A 19,022-nucleotide genomic window follows, 5' to 3' on the forward strand; every position below is an offset into this window, starting at 1 on the left:
GAGTAAATTCAGGGACGATTAAGAAATTCGAGTACCGAATCTTCAAAAACTACAGCCTGACTGCAGAGCCTTTTAACTTGTGCCCAGTTTACACGGACACTATCGGCGTTCTCTCTATAGGCTCGAACGCTTTTCTTGATGCGGTGCGCTTTCGGCAGTTGAGCCAATGCATCCTCCAACGCAGGGTTGCATTCTGCGTCAGTGCAAAGTGGATGGTTCTCGGGAAGTATGGCGGTTGCCAGCCAACTTCCCGTCGATTGGGCCGGTAGACACCAAAGGGTTTTGGCGTCTGGCGTCGTTGGCGATAACCAACCCCTCATCATCGCTTCGAGTTGTGCACAGGTATCAACAACCGGTGGGCAAGGCTGATTGCAGGGTAACGGCCGCCAGTTTTTCTGACGTGCCATCTCGTCTATCGCCGGGCCGCAATCGGCGTAGCGCTTGAGCGCCACGTCGGTATCCAGATGAATGATGAACAGGTCATAGCCTTCCAGCGTCGGGTCCGAACTCAGTGGCCCGGAATACCGTTCGCCAGCGTCCTTGCACCATTTGAGTACACCCGGCCAACCATTTCCTCGCAAGCCAGGCTTAGGCTCGGGCTGAAGCAGTGTCATTTGGAATGAGTTTGGAAGAATGGCCCGCAATGCTGCACTGATCAACTCATAGTCCGTTGGTCCTTCGGCAATCAGAGCAATGTGCAGCTCAGACATTCGGCACGCCTCCCAGATTTCCCATCAGCCAAAGGCGCGACAACGGATACTCCTCGTTCATTGCTCGAAGTTTGTCCGACAGTTCCAGCCTGCGCACCCTGGTCAGTCCTTCGCTGTTACGTTCCACGACAAACAGCCGAACATCAGGGTCGGACAAGTCCAGTCCATCCAGAACTGCTGGGTTATGGGCGGTGAAAAGCATTTGCCGCTCTGGTCCGTTGTGCTTCAGCCAGCCGGCCAGGCGTGCGGTCAGTCGCGCGACAAGCCTTGGATTCAGCGCCTGATCCAGGTTGTCGATGGCAAAAAGTTTGGGGGCAGACGGCAGTAGGCAAAGGAGTGCACAGAATATGACGTAGAGGGCACCTTCACTGGCGTCGTAGGCTGTCAGTTCGTTGCGGCTTTTGTGCATGTGGCGATCGGTGAATTTCAACATCCATTTGGTTCGCGGAATCTTGGGGGAGAGTAGTGCTGAACCCCGCGTCGTGGCTTGGACGTCCGAAACCCAATCGATCAACTCAAGCACTTCATCCAGTATCTCGCTGTCATCAAGCAGCTTGCTCAGTTCTGCAAACCCCTCAGCCAACTGACCTCCACTTAGGCCTACCGGGGCCCGTGGCTGCATATCTGGTGCCGTCCCGCGTAAAGTCGGAGTGTTCGGGCAGTAGATCGCATATTCCTGCAGGCATTTCATCAACCGCGCTGCTGGGTTTTCCTGCTCTATATCGACCAGTTTCAACGCCGCCAAGCCTGCTTGGGGGTTGAGGTTTTTCTTGTTGCGCACACCATCGGAAACGATGTCCTGAAGTCCATCCTTCAGCACTTCAGTCTTGTAGGTCCATGCAGGCTCCGGTGATTCCAGAGGGTTGAGCAGAGAGACACGGTAAAGTTGCTCGGCGCAGCCTTCCGCACTGATACCGATATGCGCCGGGGTCCGTTTGGTGGTGAACGAACTTTTGAACAGCCGCGGTACTCCTGCCCGTACGCCACGACGCAACAACGCCTCGTCATCGACAACCCCGTTGGCAGCAGCGCCCAGCACGCCTATCGCCTCCAGGATATTGCTTTTACCCACGCCGTTGGCGCCAATGAAACAGTTGACACGACCCAGTTCAACCGTTTCCGAATGGATGGACTTGAAACCATCAACATGAATGGTCTTGACGATCATGGCGTACCTGTCATTAAGTTGGCGAAGATACTGGGCTCAGGCACTGTGTCCTTCTATCAGAACAAGCGCATATCCAGTCGGGTACTGTACAACGTTCTGGGCTGACGCTCAGCTAACAGTGAGCAGGCACCGTCATCCCGGGTGTTCTAGGCATGATCAGCCAGTTTGAGCGCTTATCATCGCGTGACTAAAGACTATTGGTTCCTCCATGATCGCGCCGGACATAGATCCCATTCGCGGCGCAACACTTTGTGAGGATTTATCCGCGAAGAGGCCACATCGGCAAATCAGGCAGCCCCAGCCCATCTTGAACCGAACTTTGCCGGCCTCCCGGGACTCAGTTCCTAACAGAGACTGCCGAAGAGGAATTGCGCCCGTGCCCAGATTCAAGCTGGCCATTGTATCGTCGATCTTCCTGCTAGCCGTCAGTTGCGGCGTTGGCGCGGCTCCCGCTGCCGCCCCACCGGCCGCGCCCCAGCCGCTGGTGCAGGGTGGCCTGCTCGGCGCGCTGAGCTCCAGTATCGAGGACGTTCAGGACAAGCTCGACATCAACGACAACCTGCTCGACGCCTGGCGCCTGCGGGCTGACCGGGCGGCCGACGAGATGGATCGGCTGGTCAGCCAGACCGTCGAACGCTCGCCCTGGAGCGTGGCCGCGGACTTTCTCCTGCTGTCGCTGATCTGGATCGGCAGCTTTGCCGGACTGAGCCTGCTTGGTCGGTTTTTCGCCCGTCGGCTCAACCGCCAGAAACTGCTGCTCGATCGCGAGCGTGGCCGTACGCTGGTGGATTACATCCTGCCGTACATGCTGCCGGCCCTGGCCAGCCTGCCGCTGACCCTCTACGCCAGCCACCTGTTGCCGGTTTCGGTGGGTCGCGCCCTGGCGCTGTGCCTGGCCTACGCCACCAGCAGCGGGGTGTTCTCCACCGGCCTGCTGTTGTGCCTGAGCGTGCTCTTCGATCTTGGCCACAAGCGCCGGGCGGTGCGGATCATCCGTAACTACAGCCCACGTCCGCTATTCCTGATCGGCTTCCTGGCGGCCCTCAGCGATGCCCTCACCAGCCCGCAGATTGCCCGGCAACTGGGCGGCAACATCACCAGCAGTGTGGCGGTCTTCACCGGGCTGTTCGCTTCGCTGTTTTTCGGTTTCCTGGTGTTCCGCCTGCGGCGACCGGTGGCCCACCTCATCCGCAACCGATCGTTGTCACAGCGCCTGAGCCAGCCAGCCCTGCAGGAGTCGCTACGGATCTTCTCCGGTTTGTGGTATTGGCCAATCCTGCTGATGGTACTGGTGTCGGTGATCAACCTGATCGGCGCCGGCGAAGACAGTCAGAAGGCCTTGCGCTGCGCCTTGCTGACCACTGTGCTGCTGATCGGTACGGTGTTCCTCAGTACCATCATCCAGCACCTGTTCAAGGGCCGTAGTGCCGAAGTGATCCAGCGCAGCAGCGTGTACAAGGAGCGTCTGTTGAGCCTGCTGCATGCGTTGCTGCGGATCGTCCTGGCGGTGACCTTCATCGAACTGCTGGGGCGGGTCTGGGGGCTGTCGCTCTACGAGTTCGCGGTGCAGAACACCGTGGGCCGGGCCATCAGCGATGCCTTGAGCCGCATCGGCCTGATCTTCCTCGCCACCTGGCTGCTCTGGGTGGTACTCGACACGGCGATCCAGGAAGCGCTGAAGCCGCCGGTCAATCCCCGTTCCGCGCGCCAGCCGAGCATGCGGGTAAAAACCATCCTGCCGCTGTTACGCAATGCAGTGAAGATCATCCTGGTGGTGATCTGCACCATCACCACCATGGCCAACCTGGGGATCAACGTTGCACCGCTGTTGGCGGGTGCCGGGGTGGTCGGGCTGGCGATCGGCTTCGGTTCCCAGCAACTGGTGCAGGACGTGATCACCGGCCTGTTCATCATCATCGAGGACACCTTGTCCATCGGCGACTGGGTCGTGCTCGACTCCGGCCACGCCGGCACCGTGGAGGGACTGACGATCCGGACCCTGCGCCTGCGCGATGGCAAGGGCTTCGTCCATTCGGTACCGTTCGGCCAGATCAAGGCGGTCACCAACCAGTCGCGGCAATTCGCCTTTGCCTTCTTCTCGGTGCAGTTCACCTACGACACCGATGTCGACAAGGCCACCGCGCTGATTCGCGAAGCCGGGCGGATGATCAGCGAGGACAGTTTCCTCAAGTTCAACCTGCAGGGGCCGCTGGAGGTGTTCGGGGTCGACCGCATGGACCTCAACGGCGTGGTGCTGACGGCGCAGTTCCGCACGGTGTCCGGCGGGCAGTATGCGGTGAGCCGGGCATTCAACGAGCGGTTGAAAAAACTGGTGGACCAGAGCCCTTGGGTGCACTTCGCGCAGACTTATCCACAGCAGGTGATGTTGCCGAACCGCACACCGCCAGTGGACGAGGTGGCGCAGAAGCCGGAGGCTGGTTCGGTGCTATTGCCCGGGGATCAGGTGCAGACTCAGTGATCAGCGCAGCTGATGCCGGATCAGCTTCTGTCGTACCTCATCCGCGGCCGGCTGCTCGAGTTCCAGCCAGAACTGTTGTTTGCCGGCGATTTCTGCGGCTGCGGGTATCCCATCGCGATACACCAGCCGATTGCCCGCCAGCGCCGGGACCTTGCTGCCCGGCAACAAGGTCCCGGCCAGATTCAGCGGGTCGGCGCCGCACACCGCGACCAGGCTGCCATCCAGCGGCCGACGACGGACTTCTCGTAACAACGGGATCGCTTCAGGCAAGGCGAACTGTTCCCCCGCCAGGCCACTGACGAAGCGCCCGCCACGAATCTCGCCACGGGCCTCCAGGCGATGCAGGGTGCGCAGCAGCTCGCGCCAGCTCGGCAGCCATTCCGCTTCCCGCTCCAGCAGCCGCCAGAACACCACGCCATAACGGTGCAGCAGGGTCCTGGCGATGTGTTCGAGCGTCTCCTCCGGCAAGCGGTCGGCGCCGCTGGCCTCCACCGACGGGCGACGCAACAGCGCCCAGCGCCCGGCATCATCCATCCCGCCGACCAGCGGCCCACGTCCGCGTCTTGGGCTACGGGCCTGGCGCTTGCTGGCCGGAGCGATCAGTGCCCGCAGCCCGGCGAAACTATCGGCATTCACCAAGCCGGCGCCGACCAGTTCCTGTAGCGCGGTCTCCAGTTCGGTCGGCAGCAGATGGGCTTCTTGCAGCAGCTCATCGAAGAACAGGGCGCCGTGCTGGCTCAGCGCGGTATGGACTTTCAACGTGCGTGGTGACAGCTCTTCGACCGCCGCCTGCTGCGCCAGGCTGCTCCACAGCGCCACCTGGGGCCGAGGCAGCAATACGATCGGCGTGCTGCGCAGCGTCGTCACGGCGCTCTTGCCTCGGGCGTTGAGCCGGGTCCAGACCAGCTTGCCGGACCGACACAGCTCATCCAGCCAGTTCGACGAGTAATCCTTCAGCCGGGCATTCAGCAGTTCGCTGTCCCAGGCGCCGGCAGCCGCGGCGTAACCTTCCAGCTGGCTGACGATCGCCGGCAGTGCGGTGCTGCCACGGGCCTGGCTGGCGCTGGACAGGTGCTGCCAGTCGAACAGGAAACGCATGAAGTCCTGCAGGGACACCGGCTCGATTTCCCGACGCAGGCGCTTGACCGTATAACGATGGATGCGCGCCAGCAGATGCCGTTCGCACCATTGCTCGGTGCTGGCGCCAGGGCTGAAGTGGCCACGCAGCACATAACCTTCGCCTTCCAGCTTCGCCAGGGCTTGAGCCACCGGGCTGGCGCCGAGGGCCAGGGGCTGGGCGATCTCTGCCAGCGACAATGGACCAAAGCCGCTGAGACGGGCGCGGACCACCTCGACGGCGGCCTCGTCGCTGTCCCAACTTCTTTCGAAATCCGCCAACGGCTGCAACGGCGGTTGCCGCCTGGCCTGTGGATAAAGTGCCAGCAGGCAAGCCAGCCGTTCCAGGGCAACCCAGCCGCCATGGCCGTCCAATTGCAGGCGAGTGGCACGCCCGCTGGTCGCCAGGGCCTGGAGCCAGTCCGTCCAATGTTCGTTGTCATTCGCCTCGGTGTCGCTGACCAGCGCCAGGCTCATCAGCGCTTCGTGCATCTCGTCGACACTGCCGGGTTGCGGCCAGGCCTCGGCGCGCACCGCTTCGATTGCATCAGCATCCAGCGCGCCGAGATCGTCGGTGCTCTGCGGGTCGCTCCAGCGGCGGTTGAGCACGGCCTGGGTCCGGCGTTCCTCCAGTGGCGCATCGTCGAGAAAGGTGTACGGCTTGGCGCTGAGAATCTCCGCCGCCAGCGGCGAGGGTGTCGGTAGGTCGCGGGCAACCAGGCGGATGTCGCCGGACTCCATGCGTCGTAGCAGGGCCAGCCAGCTTTCGCTGTCCATGGCCTCGTGCAGGCAGTCGTCGATTGTTTGCCGTACCAGCGGGTGGTCGGGAATCTCCCGCTCGCCGGCAAGGTTTTCCAGGCAGGCGATCTGGTCCGGGAACACGCAGGCGGTAAGGTCTTCGCCCTTCATCCGCTGGATCTGCGGCGGCACCTTGCGTCCGCCGACGAAGCGCGGCAACGCCAGCGCGACCCCGGCATTCCAGCGCCAGCGCACGCCGAACAGTGGGGCGTCGAGCAACGCCTGGACGAGGATCTGCTCGGCACTGTTGCTGTGCAGGTAACGCCAGACTTCCTCCAGGGCGAAGCTGTGGCTGGTGGACAGCGACAGCACGATGGCGTCTTCGCTGGCGGCTGCCTGCAACTCAAAGTTGAAGGTACGACAGAAGCGCTTGCGCAGTGCCAGGCCCCAGGCACGATTGACCCGGCTGCCGAAAGGGCTGTGGATAACCAGTTGGGTGCCACCGGACTCGTCGAAGAACCGCTCCATCAGCAGGGTGTCCTGCGACGGCAGCGCGCCGAGGGCCTGGCGGGCCGGCGCCAGGTAGTCGACGATCTGTTCGGCGCTGTCCAGGTCCAGGCCGAGTTGCTGGCCCAGCCAGTCCAGGCTCGGCTGCAGGTCACCGGGCGTGGCCCCGAGCAACTCGTCCAGTTGCCCACGCAGGCGTGCCACGGCGAAGGACAGCTCGTTACTGCGCCCTGGTGCTTCGCCGAGCCAGAACGGAATGCTCGGTGGTTGCCCGTGAGCATCCTCGACGCGGACCCGGCCGGTTTCCACCCGCAGGATCCGATAGGAATGGTTGCCCAGTTGGAAGACGTCCCCGGCAATGCTCTCCACCGCGAAGTCTTCATTGACGCTGCCGATGTTCAGCGCCTGGGGTTCGAGCAGCACGGCGTAGTCGGCGTTGTCTGGAATCGTCCCGCCGCTGGTCAGCGCCGTCAGTTGCGCGCCGCGCCGTCCGCGCAGGGTGCGGGCCACGGTGTCGCGGTGCAGGTAGGCGCTGCGCAGGCCCTGGCGGCTGTTGAAACCCTCGGCGAGCATCTGCAGCAGCGCCTGGTAGGTCTGTTCGTCGAGTTCGGCGTAGGGGCTGGCGCGGCGGATCATCTGCAGCAGTGCCGCTTCCTGCCATTCCTGGCAGCTGACTTCGGCGACGATCTGCTGTGCCAGTACATCCAGCGGCGCACGGGGAATCAGCAGGGTGTCGAGTTCGCCGCGGCGCACGCAGTCGAGCAGGGCGGCACATTCGAGCAGGTCATCCCGGGTGGTGGGGAACAGGCGCCCCTTGGGTGTACCGCCGACCTGGTGACCGGAACGGCCGACCCGCTGCAGAAACGCCGAAATCGAGCCCGGCGAACCGATCTGGCAGACCAGTTCGACCTCACCAATGTCGATCCCCAGTTCCAGCGATGCGGTGGCGACCAGCACCTGCAACTCGCCGCGCTTGAGGCGCTGTTCGGCATCCAGCCGCTGTTCCTTGGCCAGGCTGCCGTGGTGGGCGGCGACGGCCTGCTTGCCCAGACGTTCGCTCAGGTGGCGGGTCAGGCGTTCGGCCAGGCGCCGGGTGTTGACGAAAACCAGGGTGGTGCGATGCTCCCGGCTCAGCTCGGCAAGGCGTTCGTAGACCAGTTCCCAGACATCGGTGGCCATCACCGCGCTCAACGGTACCTTGGGCACTTCGAGGGCCAGGTCGCGCGGGCGCGCGTGGCCGATATCAATGATTTCGCAGGGCCGCTGGTTGCCGACCAGGAAGCGCGACACCGCGTCGATAGGCTTCTGCGTGGCCGACAGGCCGATCCGCAACAAGGGTTCGGTGCACAACGCCTGCAGGCGTTCGAGGCTCAGCGCCAGGTGGCTGCCGCGCTTGCTGGCGGCGATGGCGTGGATTTCGTCGACGATCACTGTGCGGGTGGTGGCGAGCATGCGTCGTCCGGAATCGGAGCCGAGCAGTACGTACAGTGATTCCGGGGTAGTGACGAGGATGTGCGGTGACTGCTTGCGCATCTGCGCGCGTTCTTTGTTCGGCGTGTCGCCGGTGCGCACCGCGGTATCGATCTGCAACGGCGGCAGGCCCTGGCGCTCCAGCTCGGCAGCGATTCCCGCCAGGGGCTCCTGCAGGTTGATACGGATATCGTTGGACAACGCCTTGAGCGGCGAGACGTAGACCACTTGGGTCTCGGCCGGCAGTTGGCCGCCCTGGTCGAGGCCCTGGCGCACCAGGTCGTCGATGACCGCGAGAAAGGCCGTGAGGGTCTTGCCGGAGCCGGTGGGCGCGGCGATCAGGGTCGATTGGCGCTGGCCGATCAGCGGCCAGGCACGGGCCTGGGCCGCAGTGACGTCCGGGAAGGTGTTGCGAAACCAGGCGCTGACGGCTGGGTGGAAACCCGCCAGGACGCCGGGGACCGATTCGGGAAGGTTCATATCCCCTTTATGCGGCCGCCGGGCGCAGGTTGCAAGCTTCGGGGGTTGTCAGGCCTCCTGGCACTTTCTCCGTGACGGTTGCATCCAAAACCCGCAAAATGCAACGATTGTGGTTATTAGCAAATGGGAAACCTCCAGGTTTTCCGTACACTTTCATCGTTCTGAACTGATTCTGGGCCAGCTGACTCTATGCGAATGCGCCTTATGTTATTGGGCGGCGGAAATGCCCTCGGGCAGGCGCTGATTCGCCTGGGTGCGGAGGAAGACATCAGTTTCCTCGCCCCCCGCCCGCCGCAGGACGGCTGGGACGCCGCGAGCCTGACGCAACTGCTTGACGATACCCGTCCGGATGCGTTGATCAACCTTGCCTATTATTTCGACTGGTTCCAGGCCGAAACGGTCAGCGAAACGCGCCTGGCCGGCCAGGAAAACGCCGTCGAGCGTCTGGCGGAACTGTGCCAGCATCACAACATTATCCTCGTCCAGCCCTCCAGCTATCGGGTGTTCGATGGCTCGCGGGCAACCGCCTATAGCGAAAAAGACGAACCGGTGCCTCTCGGCCTACGCGGCCAGGCGCTGTGGCGCATCGAGCAGAGCGTGCGGGCGACCTGCCCGCAGCATGTGCTGCTGCGCTTCGGCTGGTTGCTGGATGACAGCTCCGAAGGCTCGCTGGGACGATTCCTTGCGCGTGCCGAAAAGCCTGACGAACTGCTGCTCGCCGACGACCGGCGTGGTAATCCGACACCGGTCGACGACGCCGCGCGGGTGATCATTTCCGTACTCAAGCAACTCGATTGCGCCGCGCCGCTGTGGGGCACCTACCATTACGCCGGCCACGAGGCGACCACGCCCCTGGCGCTGGGCCAGGCAATCCTCGGTGAGGCGCGCAGCTACCGTTCGCTGGCCATCGAGGCACCGACCGCCCAGGCCCACGCGGCCCGGCCGGATGCCTTCGAAGAGCCGCAGCACGCGGTGCTGGCCTGCAAGAAAATCCTTCACACCTTCGGCATCAAGCCCCGCGCCTGGCGCGCCGGGCTGCCGGCTCTACTGGACAGGTTCTACCGTCATGGCTGATGCCCCTATTCTGATTACCGGTGGCGCCGGCTTCATTGGTTCCAACCTGGCCGAGCTGCTGCTGGCCAAGGGTTATTCGATTCGCGTGCTGGACGACCTGTCCACCGGCAAGCGCAGCAACCTGGCGCTGGACGATCCGCGGGTCGAACTGATCGAGGGCGACGTGGCCGACGCCGCACTGGTCGCCCAAGTCATGGTTGGCTGCCAGGCGGTGGTGCACCTGGCGGCGGTCGCTTCGGTGCAGGCTTCGGTGGACGACCCGGTGCGCACCCACCAGAGCAATTTCATCGGCACCCTGAACGTTTGCGAAGCCATGCGCCAGGCTGGAGTTAAGCGCGTACTGTTCGCCTCCAGTGCGGCGGTCTATGGCAACAACGGCGAAGGTGAATCGATCGTCGAGGACACGGCCAAGGCGCCGCTGACGCCCTATGCGTCGGACAAGCTGGCCAGCGAGTACTACTTCGACTTCTACCGCCGCCAGCATGGCCTGGAACCGGTGATCTTCCGCTTCTTCAACGTCTTCGGCCCGCGTCAGGATCCTTCCTCGCCGTACTCCGGGGTGATCAGCATCTTCAGCGAGCGGGCCGAGAAGGGCTTGCCGATCACCGTGTTCGGCGATGGCGAGCAGACCCGTGATTTCATCTATGTGGGCGACCTGGTCGATGTGCTGGTGCAGGCGCTCGAAGCTTCCCGGGTGGAAGAGGGTGCGATCAACGTCGGCCTGAACCGCTCGACCACCCTCAGGCAGATGCTACAGGCGCTGGCCGAAGTGGTCGGGCCGCTGCCTCCGGTGAGTTTCGCGCCGGCCCGGTCTGGTGACATCCGTCATTCGCGGGCGAACAACCAGCGCCTGTTGGAACGGTTCACCTTCCCCGAGCCGACCCCGATGAGCGTCGGCCTGGCTCGCTTGCTGGGCCGCTGAGGCCCGTCGGCAGAAATGAAAAAGGCGCCTTTCGAGGCGCCTTTTTTCGTTGGGCTGGATCAGAACTTGTAGCCCAGGCCGACCATGTAGACCATCGGGTCGACATCGACGTTGACCTTGGCACGGGTGCCGCCGGCCACGGCGTTGTTGTCCACGTAGGCGGTGGTGTCGATGTCGATGTAGCGCACCTGGGCGTTGATCATCAGCTTGTCGGTGAGCATGTAGTCGGCACCGACCTGCCAGGCCACGCCCCAGGAGTTCTTCGCCCGGAAGTTGTCGAAACCGGCGGCATTCGCTTCGCTGCCAACGTGCTCGTCGTAGATCCAGGTGTAGTTGATACCTGCACCGAGGTACGGCTGGAAAGCCGACTTGGCGTCGAGTGGGTAGTACACCAGGCTCAGGGTCGGCGGCAGGTGCTTGAGGGTACCGAGCTTGCCGTTGGCAGCGCCCAGGGCGGTGTTCTTGAGCTTCACGTCATGCTCGAACGGAGTGGCCGCCAGCAGCTCGATACCCAGGTGGTCGGTGACCATGTAGGCGAAGTTCAGGCCCAGCTGGGTGTCGCTGCTCATGGTGGCCTTGCCGCCCAGGTCGGCACCGGCCAGCGGGCCGCGATCGACCTTGACGCTGGAGCTGTCGGCTTTCGGGTTGACCGTGATCGCACCGGCACGAACGATGATGTCACCGGCATCGTGGGCTTGGGCAAGTGGGGCGGCGAAGGCGAGCGCAACGAGAGAGGCGCTGAGCAGGGACTTGTGCATGGGGGGCTCCAGAGGACGTTTCGAATTCACTGTGTCCAATGGTAAGGAGCGAACTGATCGGGTTCTTGACTCAGCTCAATGAAAGGCCAATGGAGCGACCCCTCGGGGTTTTTTGTGCTGTGCTTGATGGCCCTTGTAACGATAAACCGGGACAGCGGGTTACCTGCAAAAGGCCATCATTTCACGCAGGATGGCGCCTCAATCCGGCAGTTCGTACACGTAGATCTTCTGCGCTTCCATGCTGTAGCCGGCATCCGCCAGTTCGCTGCTGCTTGGCTTCACCTGCAACTCGCCCTCGATCCAGTAAGGCTGGTACAGCTCATCGAGCTTGACCCCCAGCTCGCTGGTCACGTGCACGATCTGGTTCGACGGCGGCGGTGGTACATGGATGCAGGCGCCGAAATACGGCACCAGCAGGAACTCCGTGGTACGGCCTTCCTCGCTCACCTCCAATGGCACGATATAACCCGGCAGGCGTACATGCTGGCCATCGAGGGCCTTGACCACCGGGGCGTTGGGCAGCGCCTGCTTGGCTGCCGGAGCGGCCTCCGGGTCCATGTTGCCCAGTTGCGACAGGTCGTGCAGCGGGCGCATGTCGGGTTTTTCTTCCGGCGCGTCCGGCGGGATCATTTCCTGCCAGACCAGCTCGCGGATCGTGTCCTTGGCCCAGGAGGGCAGCGCCACCAGCAACAGCAGCGCCAGCAGGGCGCGGGGCAATACGGCTTTCTTCATCGCACAGGGGCTCACAAACGAATGGACAGGCCATCGGCCAGGGACTGTCGATAGGCGCGCCAGGCCGGCACGCTGCCCATCAACAGGGCGGCGACGAGGATACCGCCGAGCAGCGTCCATTCATATTCGCTTGGCCAGGACAGCGGCAGGTACAAGCCGTAGTTGGACTGCACATAACCCTGGGCCAGGGCGATGCCCAGGTACAGCAGGCCAAGCCCGGCCACGACGCCGCTCAGTGCCAGGGCAAAGGCTTCCAGCACCAGCAGGCTGGCGATATGCCAAGGTCGCGCGCCCACCGAGCGCAGAATCGCCATCTCTCGCCGGCGTTCATTGAGGCTGGTGAGGATCGCCGTGAGCATGCCGATCAGGCCGGTCAGCACCACGAACAGCGAGACCACGAACAAGGCCTTTTCCGCCGTGCCCATCAGGCTCCAGAGTTCCTGCAGGGCCACGCCGGGGAGAATCGACAGCATCGGTTCGCCGCGGAACTCGTTGATCTCCCGTTGCAGGGCGAAGGTTGCGATCTTGCTCTTGAGGCCGAGCATGAACGCGGTGATCGCCTGGGGCGTGAGATCCATGTTGCGCGCCTGGTCGGCGCTGATCCGCCCTGCACCGTGGGCCGGAACGCCGTTGTGCCAGTCGATGTGGATCGCCTCCATGCCGCCGAGGCTGATGTGCAGCGTGCGGTCCACCGGCGTGCCGGTGCGCTTGAGGATGCCGACCACGGTGAAGGGCTTGTCGTCATGCTTGACCAGGCTGATCGCCGCCACGCCATGGGCCAGTACCAGCTTGTCACCCAGCTTGTAGTGCAGGGCCTCGGCCACTTCGGCGCCGAGTACCACTTCGAACGGGTCGGTGGCGAAGGCGCGGCCGCTGGCCAGTTCCAGGTTCTGCTGGTGGCCGTACTGGTAGTGCTCGAAGTACGACTCGTTGGTACCCAGTACCCGGTAACCGCGGTGCGAGTCGCCGAGGGACATCGGGATCGCCCACTTCACCCGCGGGTCGTTGGCGAAGTGCTCGAAGCTGTCCCAGCGGATGTTGTTGGTGGCGTTGCCGATGCGGAATACCGAATACAGCAGCAGGTTCACCGAACCCGAGCGAGCGCCGACGATCAGGTCGGTGCCGCTGATGGTGCTGGCGAAGCTGGCGCGGGCCTCGGTGCGAACCCTTTCCACCGCCAGTAGCAGGCAGACCGAGAGGGCGATGGCGAAGGCCGTGAGCAGGGCGGTGAAACGGCGGTTGGCCAGGCTGGCCAGGGCCAGTCGTAACAGATACATCTCAAACCTCCGCGGGCGCGGCCGCGCGATTGAGTTCGGCCAGGGACAGGTGGCGGTCGAACAGCGACGCCAGGCTCTGGTCATGGCTGACGAACAGCAGGCTGGAGCCGGCCTCGCGGCATTCGGCGAACAGCAGTTGGATGAAGGCTTCGCGGGCGTCGTAGTCGAGGGCCGAGGTCGGCTCGTCGGCGATCACCAGCTCCGGTTGGCCGATCAGCGCACGGGCGGCGGCGACACGTTGCTGCTGGCCGATGGACAGCGAGTCGGCGCGGCGTTCGAGCAAGGCCGGGTCCTTCAAACCGAGATGGGCGAGCAGGGTCGCGGCGGCCTGGTCGACACTGCCGTGACGCTGGGCGGCACGACTGGCGCGTAGCTTGGAGAAATGACAGGGCAGTTCGACGTTCTCGCGCACCGAGAGAAACGGCAGCAGGTTGAACTGCTGGAAGATGTAGCCGGTGTGATCGACGCGAAAACGATCGCGTGCACCGGCGCCGAGTTCGGTCAATTCCTGGCCGAGCAGGCGGATGCTGCCGCGGCTGGGTTTCTGCACGCCGCCGAGCAGGCCGAGCAGGGTGGTCTTGCCACTGCCACTGGGGCCCTTGAGAAACAGGGTTTCGCCGGGTTCCAGGCGGAACGCCGGGATATCCAGCAACTGTGGATGGCCGGGCCAGTTGAAGCCCAGGTCGGACAGTTCGATAAGTGCTTGGGTCATGGAAACCGCTTCACAGATGATGAGCCTTGTGGGAGACGGCCGGGCGGCGCTCCGCTTGCTGGCGATAGCGATGCTACTGGCACCACCGCTGGATTGCCGCCCGCAGCAAGCCGGCTCCTGCAAAAGTGCGTTATGTCAGAACTTCAGGGTAGCGGCCTTCGGCGTCGCATCGACACCCTGCTGACCGCTTGGCGAGATCAGTTGTACCTGGATTTTCTGCGTGGCGGGGAACGTCTTGAACACCTGGCCCAAGTCGAGCTGCTTGAGGGCCGCCGGCGTGCTGCAGGTGAACTGGTAGTGTGCGTGAATCTCGCTGTGGTCGTGATGATGCTCGTGCTCGCCAGCCTGGGCGTGGTCGTCTTCATCATCGTCGTCATGGTCGGCATCTTCCGGCGCCTTGTCGCCGAACAGCGGGCTCTCCAGTTCCTGGTTGGCGACCACGCAGCCGGCGCCCTTGGGCAGGTTGAACAGGTCCAACGGCTTGTCCAGCAGCGCGCGCACGGCAGCAACCTTGGCCTTGTCGGCGTCGCTGGTGGCGGCATGCTCGAAGCCGACCAGATTCATCGCCGGGCTTTGCAGTTCCAGCTCCAGGGTCTGGGCATCCAGCACCGCGTTCAGGCGGCCCACGCCATGTTCATGGGCACCGAGGCTGCCATGTTCTTTTTCATGGGCCTGGGCGGCGACCAGGGGCAGCAAGGCGAAAGGCAGGGCGAGAAGCAGGCGGCGCATGGCGTTTCTCCGGAAACGGCGAGGGGGGTTTTTATGTGATCTTATAACGTTTCGAGGGGTTTCGGCCACCCGCTTGGCTATCCTGCTGACGCATGGGAGCATGCAGGTTCGCCTGTGGCGTAGAAGATGATCGAGGACCGATGCATGGTGAGGATTCGTGGGACTGTCGGCCAGTGGCCGGTGGATTTGACGCTGGAACTGGACGATAGCGAGTGGGCCCGGCTGGGCGCGCAACTGCAGGTAGCGCCGCAGGAGGCGGCAGCCACCGCGGCGGCGAGCAAACCGCTGAATCAGGACGACACCCAATGGCAACTGGCCAGGGAGTTGTTGCGCAAGGCTGGCCAATTGAGCGGGCCGGAGCTGCTGGAGCAACTGGAAGCGCTGACCGGCAGCACGGCGGCGGGCAAGCGCCTGCTTGTGCGGCTGCGTCACAGTAGTGAGGTCAAGGTCGAAAGTGGTGCGGATTCGCCGCTCTACAACTGGATCGGCGACTGAACAGGCTGATTACTGGGGGGGGCATGGCGGGCGTTCGGTAAGTGTCGGTGCGATGAAAGGAGGATGGGCAACGTCCCACCTCCTTTCGATTACCCTGGGTTCGGGCCGCTTCGAGTCGCCTTGATCGAAGCCGCGTTCCAGAGGGCAGCGCTTACGCGCGCTCGCCGCACAGGTCCAGGGCAAACCACTGCTCTGCCGCCTGCACATCCAGCCCGGCACCGAGCAACGCGAACAACTTGCCCAGCGCTGCTTCGCGGGTCATGCCGCCACCGCTGACCAAGCCGGTATCGCGCAGGCGACTGCCGGCGGCGTAGGTGTCGAACACCACCGAGCCTTCCGGGCATTGGCTGATGGCGACGATCATCACGCCACGCTGGCGGGCGTTGTGCAGCACATCGAGCAGTGCCTGGTCATCGGACGGGCCGGTACCGCTGCCGTAGCACTCCAGCACCAGGCCCTGGATGCCGCTGTCGACCAGGCCCCGCAGGTGCGCGGCCTGCAGGCCCGGATACACCGGTAGCACGGCCAGGTTGACCGGTACCCGTGGCTGGCGGTAATGCAGCCGATCCGGGATATCCGTCGCCCGCTCGCCTTCGCGATGGCGTGGCAGGGTGGTGAAGGCATCGAAGGCCTCGCTGCGTAGCTTCGACACACGGCAGCCGTGCAGCAACTGGCCGTGGAAGAACAGCTGTACGCCGCTTGGCAGGCCGTGCTCGAAGTGGTTCAGGGCGCCGACCAGATTGTCCCAGGCGTCGCTGTCCGGCGCACCGGCCGGCAGCATGGAGCCGGTCAGCAGCACCGGAACCGGCAGGCCGAGCAGCAGGAACGACAGAGCTGCGGCGCTGTAGGCCAGGGTGTCGGTGCCGTGCAGCACCAGCACACCGTCATGGCCCTGCTGCTCGACAGCCTCGACGATGGCGTCGCGCATTGCCAGCCAGTTGGCCTGTTGCATGTTGGCGCTGTCGATCAGCGGGTTGAGTTCACGCAGCGACCACGGCACTTGCGGCGCATCGGCGCGCCCGGCGAGGTGTTCGCGCATGCGCGCCTCGAAGCCACCGGCCGGCGCCAGGCCTTCGGCGGTCTGCAGCATGCCGATGGTGCCACCGGTATAGAGGACGAGAAGATTCTTGACTGCACCCATGGGAGCATTCCGTAACGATTTGGAGAGAGAAAGAGACAGCCGCCCACGAACGGGGCGGCTGAGGCAAGGAGAATATCAGCGTTGCGGCTGCGCTTGGGCGGCGGCGTTGTCAGTTGCTGTTTCAACTTGCGGATTGGCTGGCCAGGCGGCACGGTCCAGATCCAGGTCGGCGAACTTGCTCGAGTCGAACACCGGCTGGCTGACGCCGGCACGACGTTGTGCGTCGTAGTCGCGCATCACACGCAGGCCGACCTTGAACAGCAGGGCCAGGGCGATCAGGTTGACGAAGGCCAGGCAGGTCATGGTGATGTCAGCGAAGGCGAACACGGTCGACAGGTTCTGGGTCGAGCCCCAGACCACCAGCGCCAGTACCAGGGCCCGGTAGGTCATCAGCACGGCACGGTTGCGGCTGAGGAACTGCAGGCTGGTTTCACCCAGGTAGTAGTTGTAGAGGATGCAGGTGAAGACGAACAGCGAAAGCGCGACGCTGACGAAGATCCGGCCCCAGTCACCGACTACCGCAGCCAGGGAGTTCTGGGTCAGGACGATGCCGTCACCTTCGAAGCCCGGAGTGTAGAAGCCCGACAGCAGGATCAGCAGCGCGGTGCAGGTGCAGATGACGAAGGTGTCGAGGAACACGCTGAACGCCTGGACCACGCCCTGAGCGCCCGGGTGCTTCACGGCAGCCACGGCAGCCACGTTCGGTGCACTGCCCAGGCCCGCTTCGTTGGCGAACACGCCACGCTTCACGCCCATGACGATGGCGCTGCCGAGCAGGCCGCCGAACGCCGGGTCAAGGCCGAAGGCACTCTTGAAGATGGTTTCTAGCATGGCCGGTACGTGTTCGATCTGGGTGCCGATCACGTACAGGGTCACGCCGATGTAGGCCAGGGTTTTCACCGGAACCAGCAGGTCGGACACCGCGGCGATGCGCTTGATGCCACCCAGGAACACGATCGCCAGCAAGACGGCCAGGGCGATGCCGGTTTGGCTCGGGGCGAAACCGAAGGCATTTTGCAGCGAGTGAGTCACGGTGTACGACTGCAGGCCGTTGAAGGCGAAGCCGTAGGTGACCAGCAGCAGGATCGAGAACACCACCGCCATGCCTTTCAGCTTCAGGCCGTGCTGGATGTAGTAGGCCGGACCACCACGGTACAGGCCATCGCCATCGGCGCGCTTGTAGACCTGGGCCAGGGTACATTCGAAGAAGCTGCTGGACATGCCGACCAGTGCGGTGACCCACATCCAGAACACGGCGCCCGGACCACCGAGGGTCACGGCGATACCGACACCGGCGATGTTACCCGCGCCGACGCGGCCGGCGAGGCTGAGCATCAGGGCCTGGAACGAGCTGAGTTGGCCTGCCTGGCCACGGAGGGACTCCTTGAACACACCGAACATGTGGCCGAAATGGCGGAACTGGACGAACCGCGAGCGGATCGTGAAGTAGCTGCCGAGTCCGACGATCAGCACGATAAGCAGTTTCCCCGAGAGGAAATCATTGAGTGCTTCTAGCATTGGAGAATGACCTCGATTCTTATTCTTTGCATGAAAAGAGCAACAGGCGGCAGGCGCACTGCTATCCGTTGGGGCGCATGGTTGGTCATGACAGGGGTGGTTACAATTTCGCGGGTTGCTCTGCTTTGGTGCGACTTGATGCTAGACTGGCATCACTCGCACCATCCAGGTTCATCGTCATGAGCGATCATTTCGCCGTCAATCTCAAGCTGGCCTGCAGCCACTACCGCTCTATTTCGGAGGTTTGCCGGCAGCTGTCGATCAATCGCGCGCAGTTCAACAAGTACCTGAGTGGCCAGAGCCATCCGACGAACTACAACCTCAAGCGCATCGGCGACTTCTTTGGGGTAGAGGACTATGAACTGGGGCTGCCGCCGGAGCAGTTCGCCCGCTTGATCGGTGCGCGCAACCCGGCGATGCGCGCCGAGCAACTGAATGATCCGATCAGCGAGTTGTTCAAGCCGCTGCACCAGGAGGCGGGCAACCTGTCGCGCTACTGCGGCTATTACTTCGAGTATTCAAACTGCATGTCGGTGCCGGGTTCGATCCTGGTGTCCCTGGTGCACCTGCGCGAGGAGCGCGGCAGTTTCCTGTTCGAGCGCCAGGAACGGCAGGAGCGCAGTACCGCCAATGAAGGGCATGCCGAGGTGCGTTGTCGTTATCTGGGAGCGGCCTTTCAGCTACAGGATCGCTTGTTCCTGATCGACTACGAGTCGCTGACACTCAACGAAATGAGCCAGACGATCCTGATTCCCAGCTTCAAGAGTCGCATCACCCGCCTCAATGGCCTGAAAACCGGTGTCTCCAGCGGCGACCGGCGCAATCCGGCGTGCACCCGCGTGGTCTGGGAGTTCCTGGGGGAAGAGATCAACCGCATCAATGCGTTCCGCCAGGTCAAGCTGTACCGCCCGGATGACCCGCGTATCGATGACGATGTGCGCGAGCGGCTGAGTGCCGGCTCGGTGGGCAACGGCCTGTTCGAGATCGAGTAGGGCG

The 19,022-nt window shown here is 63.5% G+C and carries 15 protein-coding genes; 5 read left to right on the top strand and 10 right to left on the bottom strand.

Annotated features, from left to right (window positions below; translation table 11 throughout):
• Positions 1–8 precede the first annotated feature (8 nt).
• Both AC6I6U_RS06965 and AC6I6U_RS06970 read right to left on the bottom strand, forming a co-directional pair.
• Positions 9–710, bottom strand: a complete 702-nt coding sequence (locus AC6I6U_RS06965; protein WP_497881255.1) for a hypothetical protein — start codon at positions 708–710, stop codon at positions 9–11.
• Positions 703–1,878 carry an AAA family ATPase gene (locus AC6I6U_RS06970; protein ID WP_497881256.1) on the bottom strand — a complete coding sequence of 392 codons (1,176 nt, stop codon included), beginning with the start codon at positions 1,876–1,878 and terminating at the stop codon, positions 703–705. Before AC6I6U_RS06970 ends, AC6I6U_RS06965 begins: the two co-directional genes overlap by 8 nt.
• A 376-nt stretch (positions 1,879–2,254) precedes the next feature.
• On the opposite strand from AC6I6U_RS06970, the gene AC6I6U_RS06975 reads away from it, so the two are divergent.
• Entirely contained in the window at positions 2,255–4,357 is a 2,103-nt protein-coding gene (locus AC6I6U_RS06975; RefSeq protein WP_497881257.1) for a mechanosensitive ion channel family protein, read from the top strand.
• Here the strand turns inward: AC6I6U_RS06975 and AC6I6U_RS06980 are convergent, their stop codons facing one another.
• Positions 4,358–8,668, bottom strand: a complete 4,311-nt coding sequence (locus AC6I6U_RS06980) for a DEAD/DEAH box helicase (protein ID WP_497881258.1) — start codon at positions 8,666–8,668, stop codon at positions 4,358–4,360.
• Between the two features lie 189 nt (positions 8,669–8,857).
• On the opposite strand from AC6I6U_RS06980, the gene AC6I6U_RS06985 reads away from it, so the two are divergent.
• Positions 8,858–9,742, top strand: coding sequence for a sugar nucleotide-binding protein (locus AC6I6U_RS06985; RefSeq protein ID WP_497881259.1), 885 nt, complete (start codon positions 8,858–8,860; stop codon positions 9,740–9,742).
• Positions 9,735–10,664, top strand: coding sequence for a UDP-N-acetylglucosamine epimerase PgnE (gene pgnE, locus AC6I6U_RS06990; protein WP_497881260.1), 930 nt, complete (start codon positions 9,735–9,737; stop codon positions 10,662–10,664). Before AC6I6U_RS06985 ends, pgnE begins: the two co-directional genes overlap by 8 nt.
• Before the next feature lie 59 nt (positions 10,665–10,723).
• Here pgnE and AC6I6U_RS06995 read toward each other — a convergent pair whose 3' ends face one another.
• The 5 genes from AC6I6U_RS06995 to AC6I6U_RS07015 form a co-directional block, all read right to left on the bottom strand.
• The gene (locus AC6I6U_RS06995) at positions 10,724–11,422 is read right to left on the bottom strand and encodes an OmpW/AlkL family protein (RefSeq protein WP_497881261.1); all 699 of its coding nucleotides are present in this window, start codon (positions 11,420–11,422) and stop codon (positions 10,724–10,726) included.
• 198 nt (positions 11,423–11,620) lie between these two features.
• The gene (locus AC6I6U_RS07000) at positions 11,621–12,154 is read right to left on the bottom strand and encodes a DUF3299 domain-containing protein (protein ID WP_497881262.1); all 534 of its coding nucleotides are present in this window, start codon (positions 12,152–12,154) and stop codon (positions 11,621–11,623) included.
• An 11-nt stretch (positions 12,155–12,165) separates the two neighbouring features.
• Positions 12,166–13,431, bottom strand: coding sequence for an ABC transporter permease (locus tag AC6I6U_RS07005; protein WP_497881263.1), 1,266 nt, complete (start codon positions 13,429–13,431; stop codon positions 12,166–12,168).
• A gap of 1 nt (position 13,432) precedes the next feature.
• Positions 13,433–14,143, bottom strand: coding sequence for an ABC transporter ATP-binding protein (locus tag AC6I6U_RS07010; RefSeq protein WP_497881264.1), 711 nt, complete (start codon positions 14,141–14,143; stop codon positions 13,433–13,435).
• Positions 14,144–14,278: 135 nt separating this feature from the next.
• The gene (locus AC6I6U_RS07015) at positions 14,279–14,872 is read right to left on the bottom strand and encodes a DUF2796 domain-containing protein (protein WP_497881265.1); all 594 of its coding nucleotides are present in this window, start codon (positions 14,870–14,872) and stop codon (positions 14,279–14,281) included.
• Between the two features lie 144 nt (positions 14,873–15,016).
• On the opposite strand from AC6I6U_RS07015, the gene AC6I6U_RS07020 reads away from it, so the two are divergent.
• Positions 15,017–15,367, top strand: coding sequence for a hypothetical protein (locus AC6I6U_RS07020; RefSeq protein WP_497881266.1), 351 nt, complete (start codon positions 15,017–15,019; stop codon positions 15,365–15,367).
• A 151-nt stretch (positions 15,368–15,518) separates the two neighbouring features.
• On the opposite strand, the gene AC6I6U_RS07025 is transcribed toward AC6I6U_RS07020, so the two are convergent.
• Both AC6I6U_RS07025 and AC6I6U_RS07030 read right to left on the bottom strand, forming a co-directional pair.
• Positions 15,519–16,508 (bottom strand): asparaginase, encoded by a 990-nt coding sequence (locus AC6I6U_RS07025; RefSeq protein ID WP_497881267.1) that lies wholly within the window; start codon positions 16,506–16,508, stop codon positions 15,519–15,521.
• Between the two features lie 75 nt (positions 16,509–16,583).
• On the bottom strand, positions 16,584–18,026 hold the full coding sequence (locus AC6I6U_RS07030; RefSeq protein WP_497881268.1) for an alanine/glycine:cation symporter family protein: 1,443 nt from the start codon (positions 18,024–18,026) through the stop codon (positions 16,584–16,586).
• Between the two features lie 179 nt (positions 18,027–18,205).
• Here AC6I6U_RS07030 and AC6I6U_RS07035 point away from each other — a divergent pair, with 179 nt between their 5' ends.
• Positions 18,206–19,018 (top strand): XRE family transcriptional regulator, encoded by an 813-nt coding sequence (locus AC6I6U_RS07035; protein ID WP_497881269.1) that lies wholly within the window; start codon positions 18,206–18,208, stop codon positions 19,016–19,018.
• Positions 19,019–19,022 lie beyond the last annotated feature (4 nt).

Source organism: Pseudomonas sp. UTLPPB19802, from assembly GCF_059730225.1.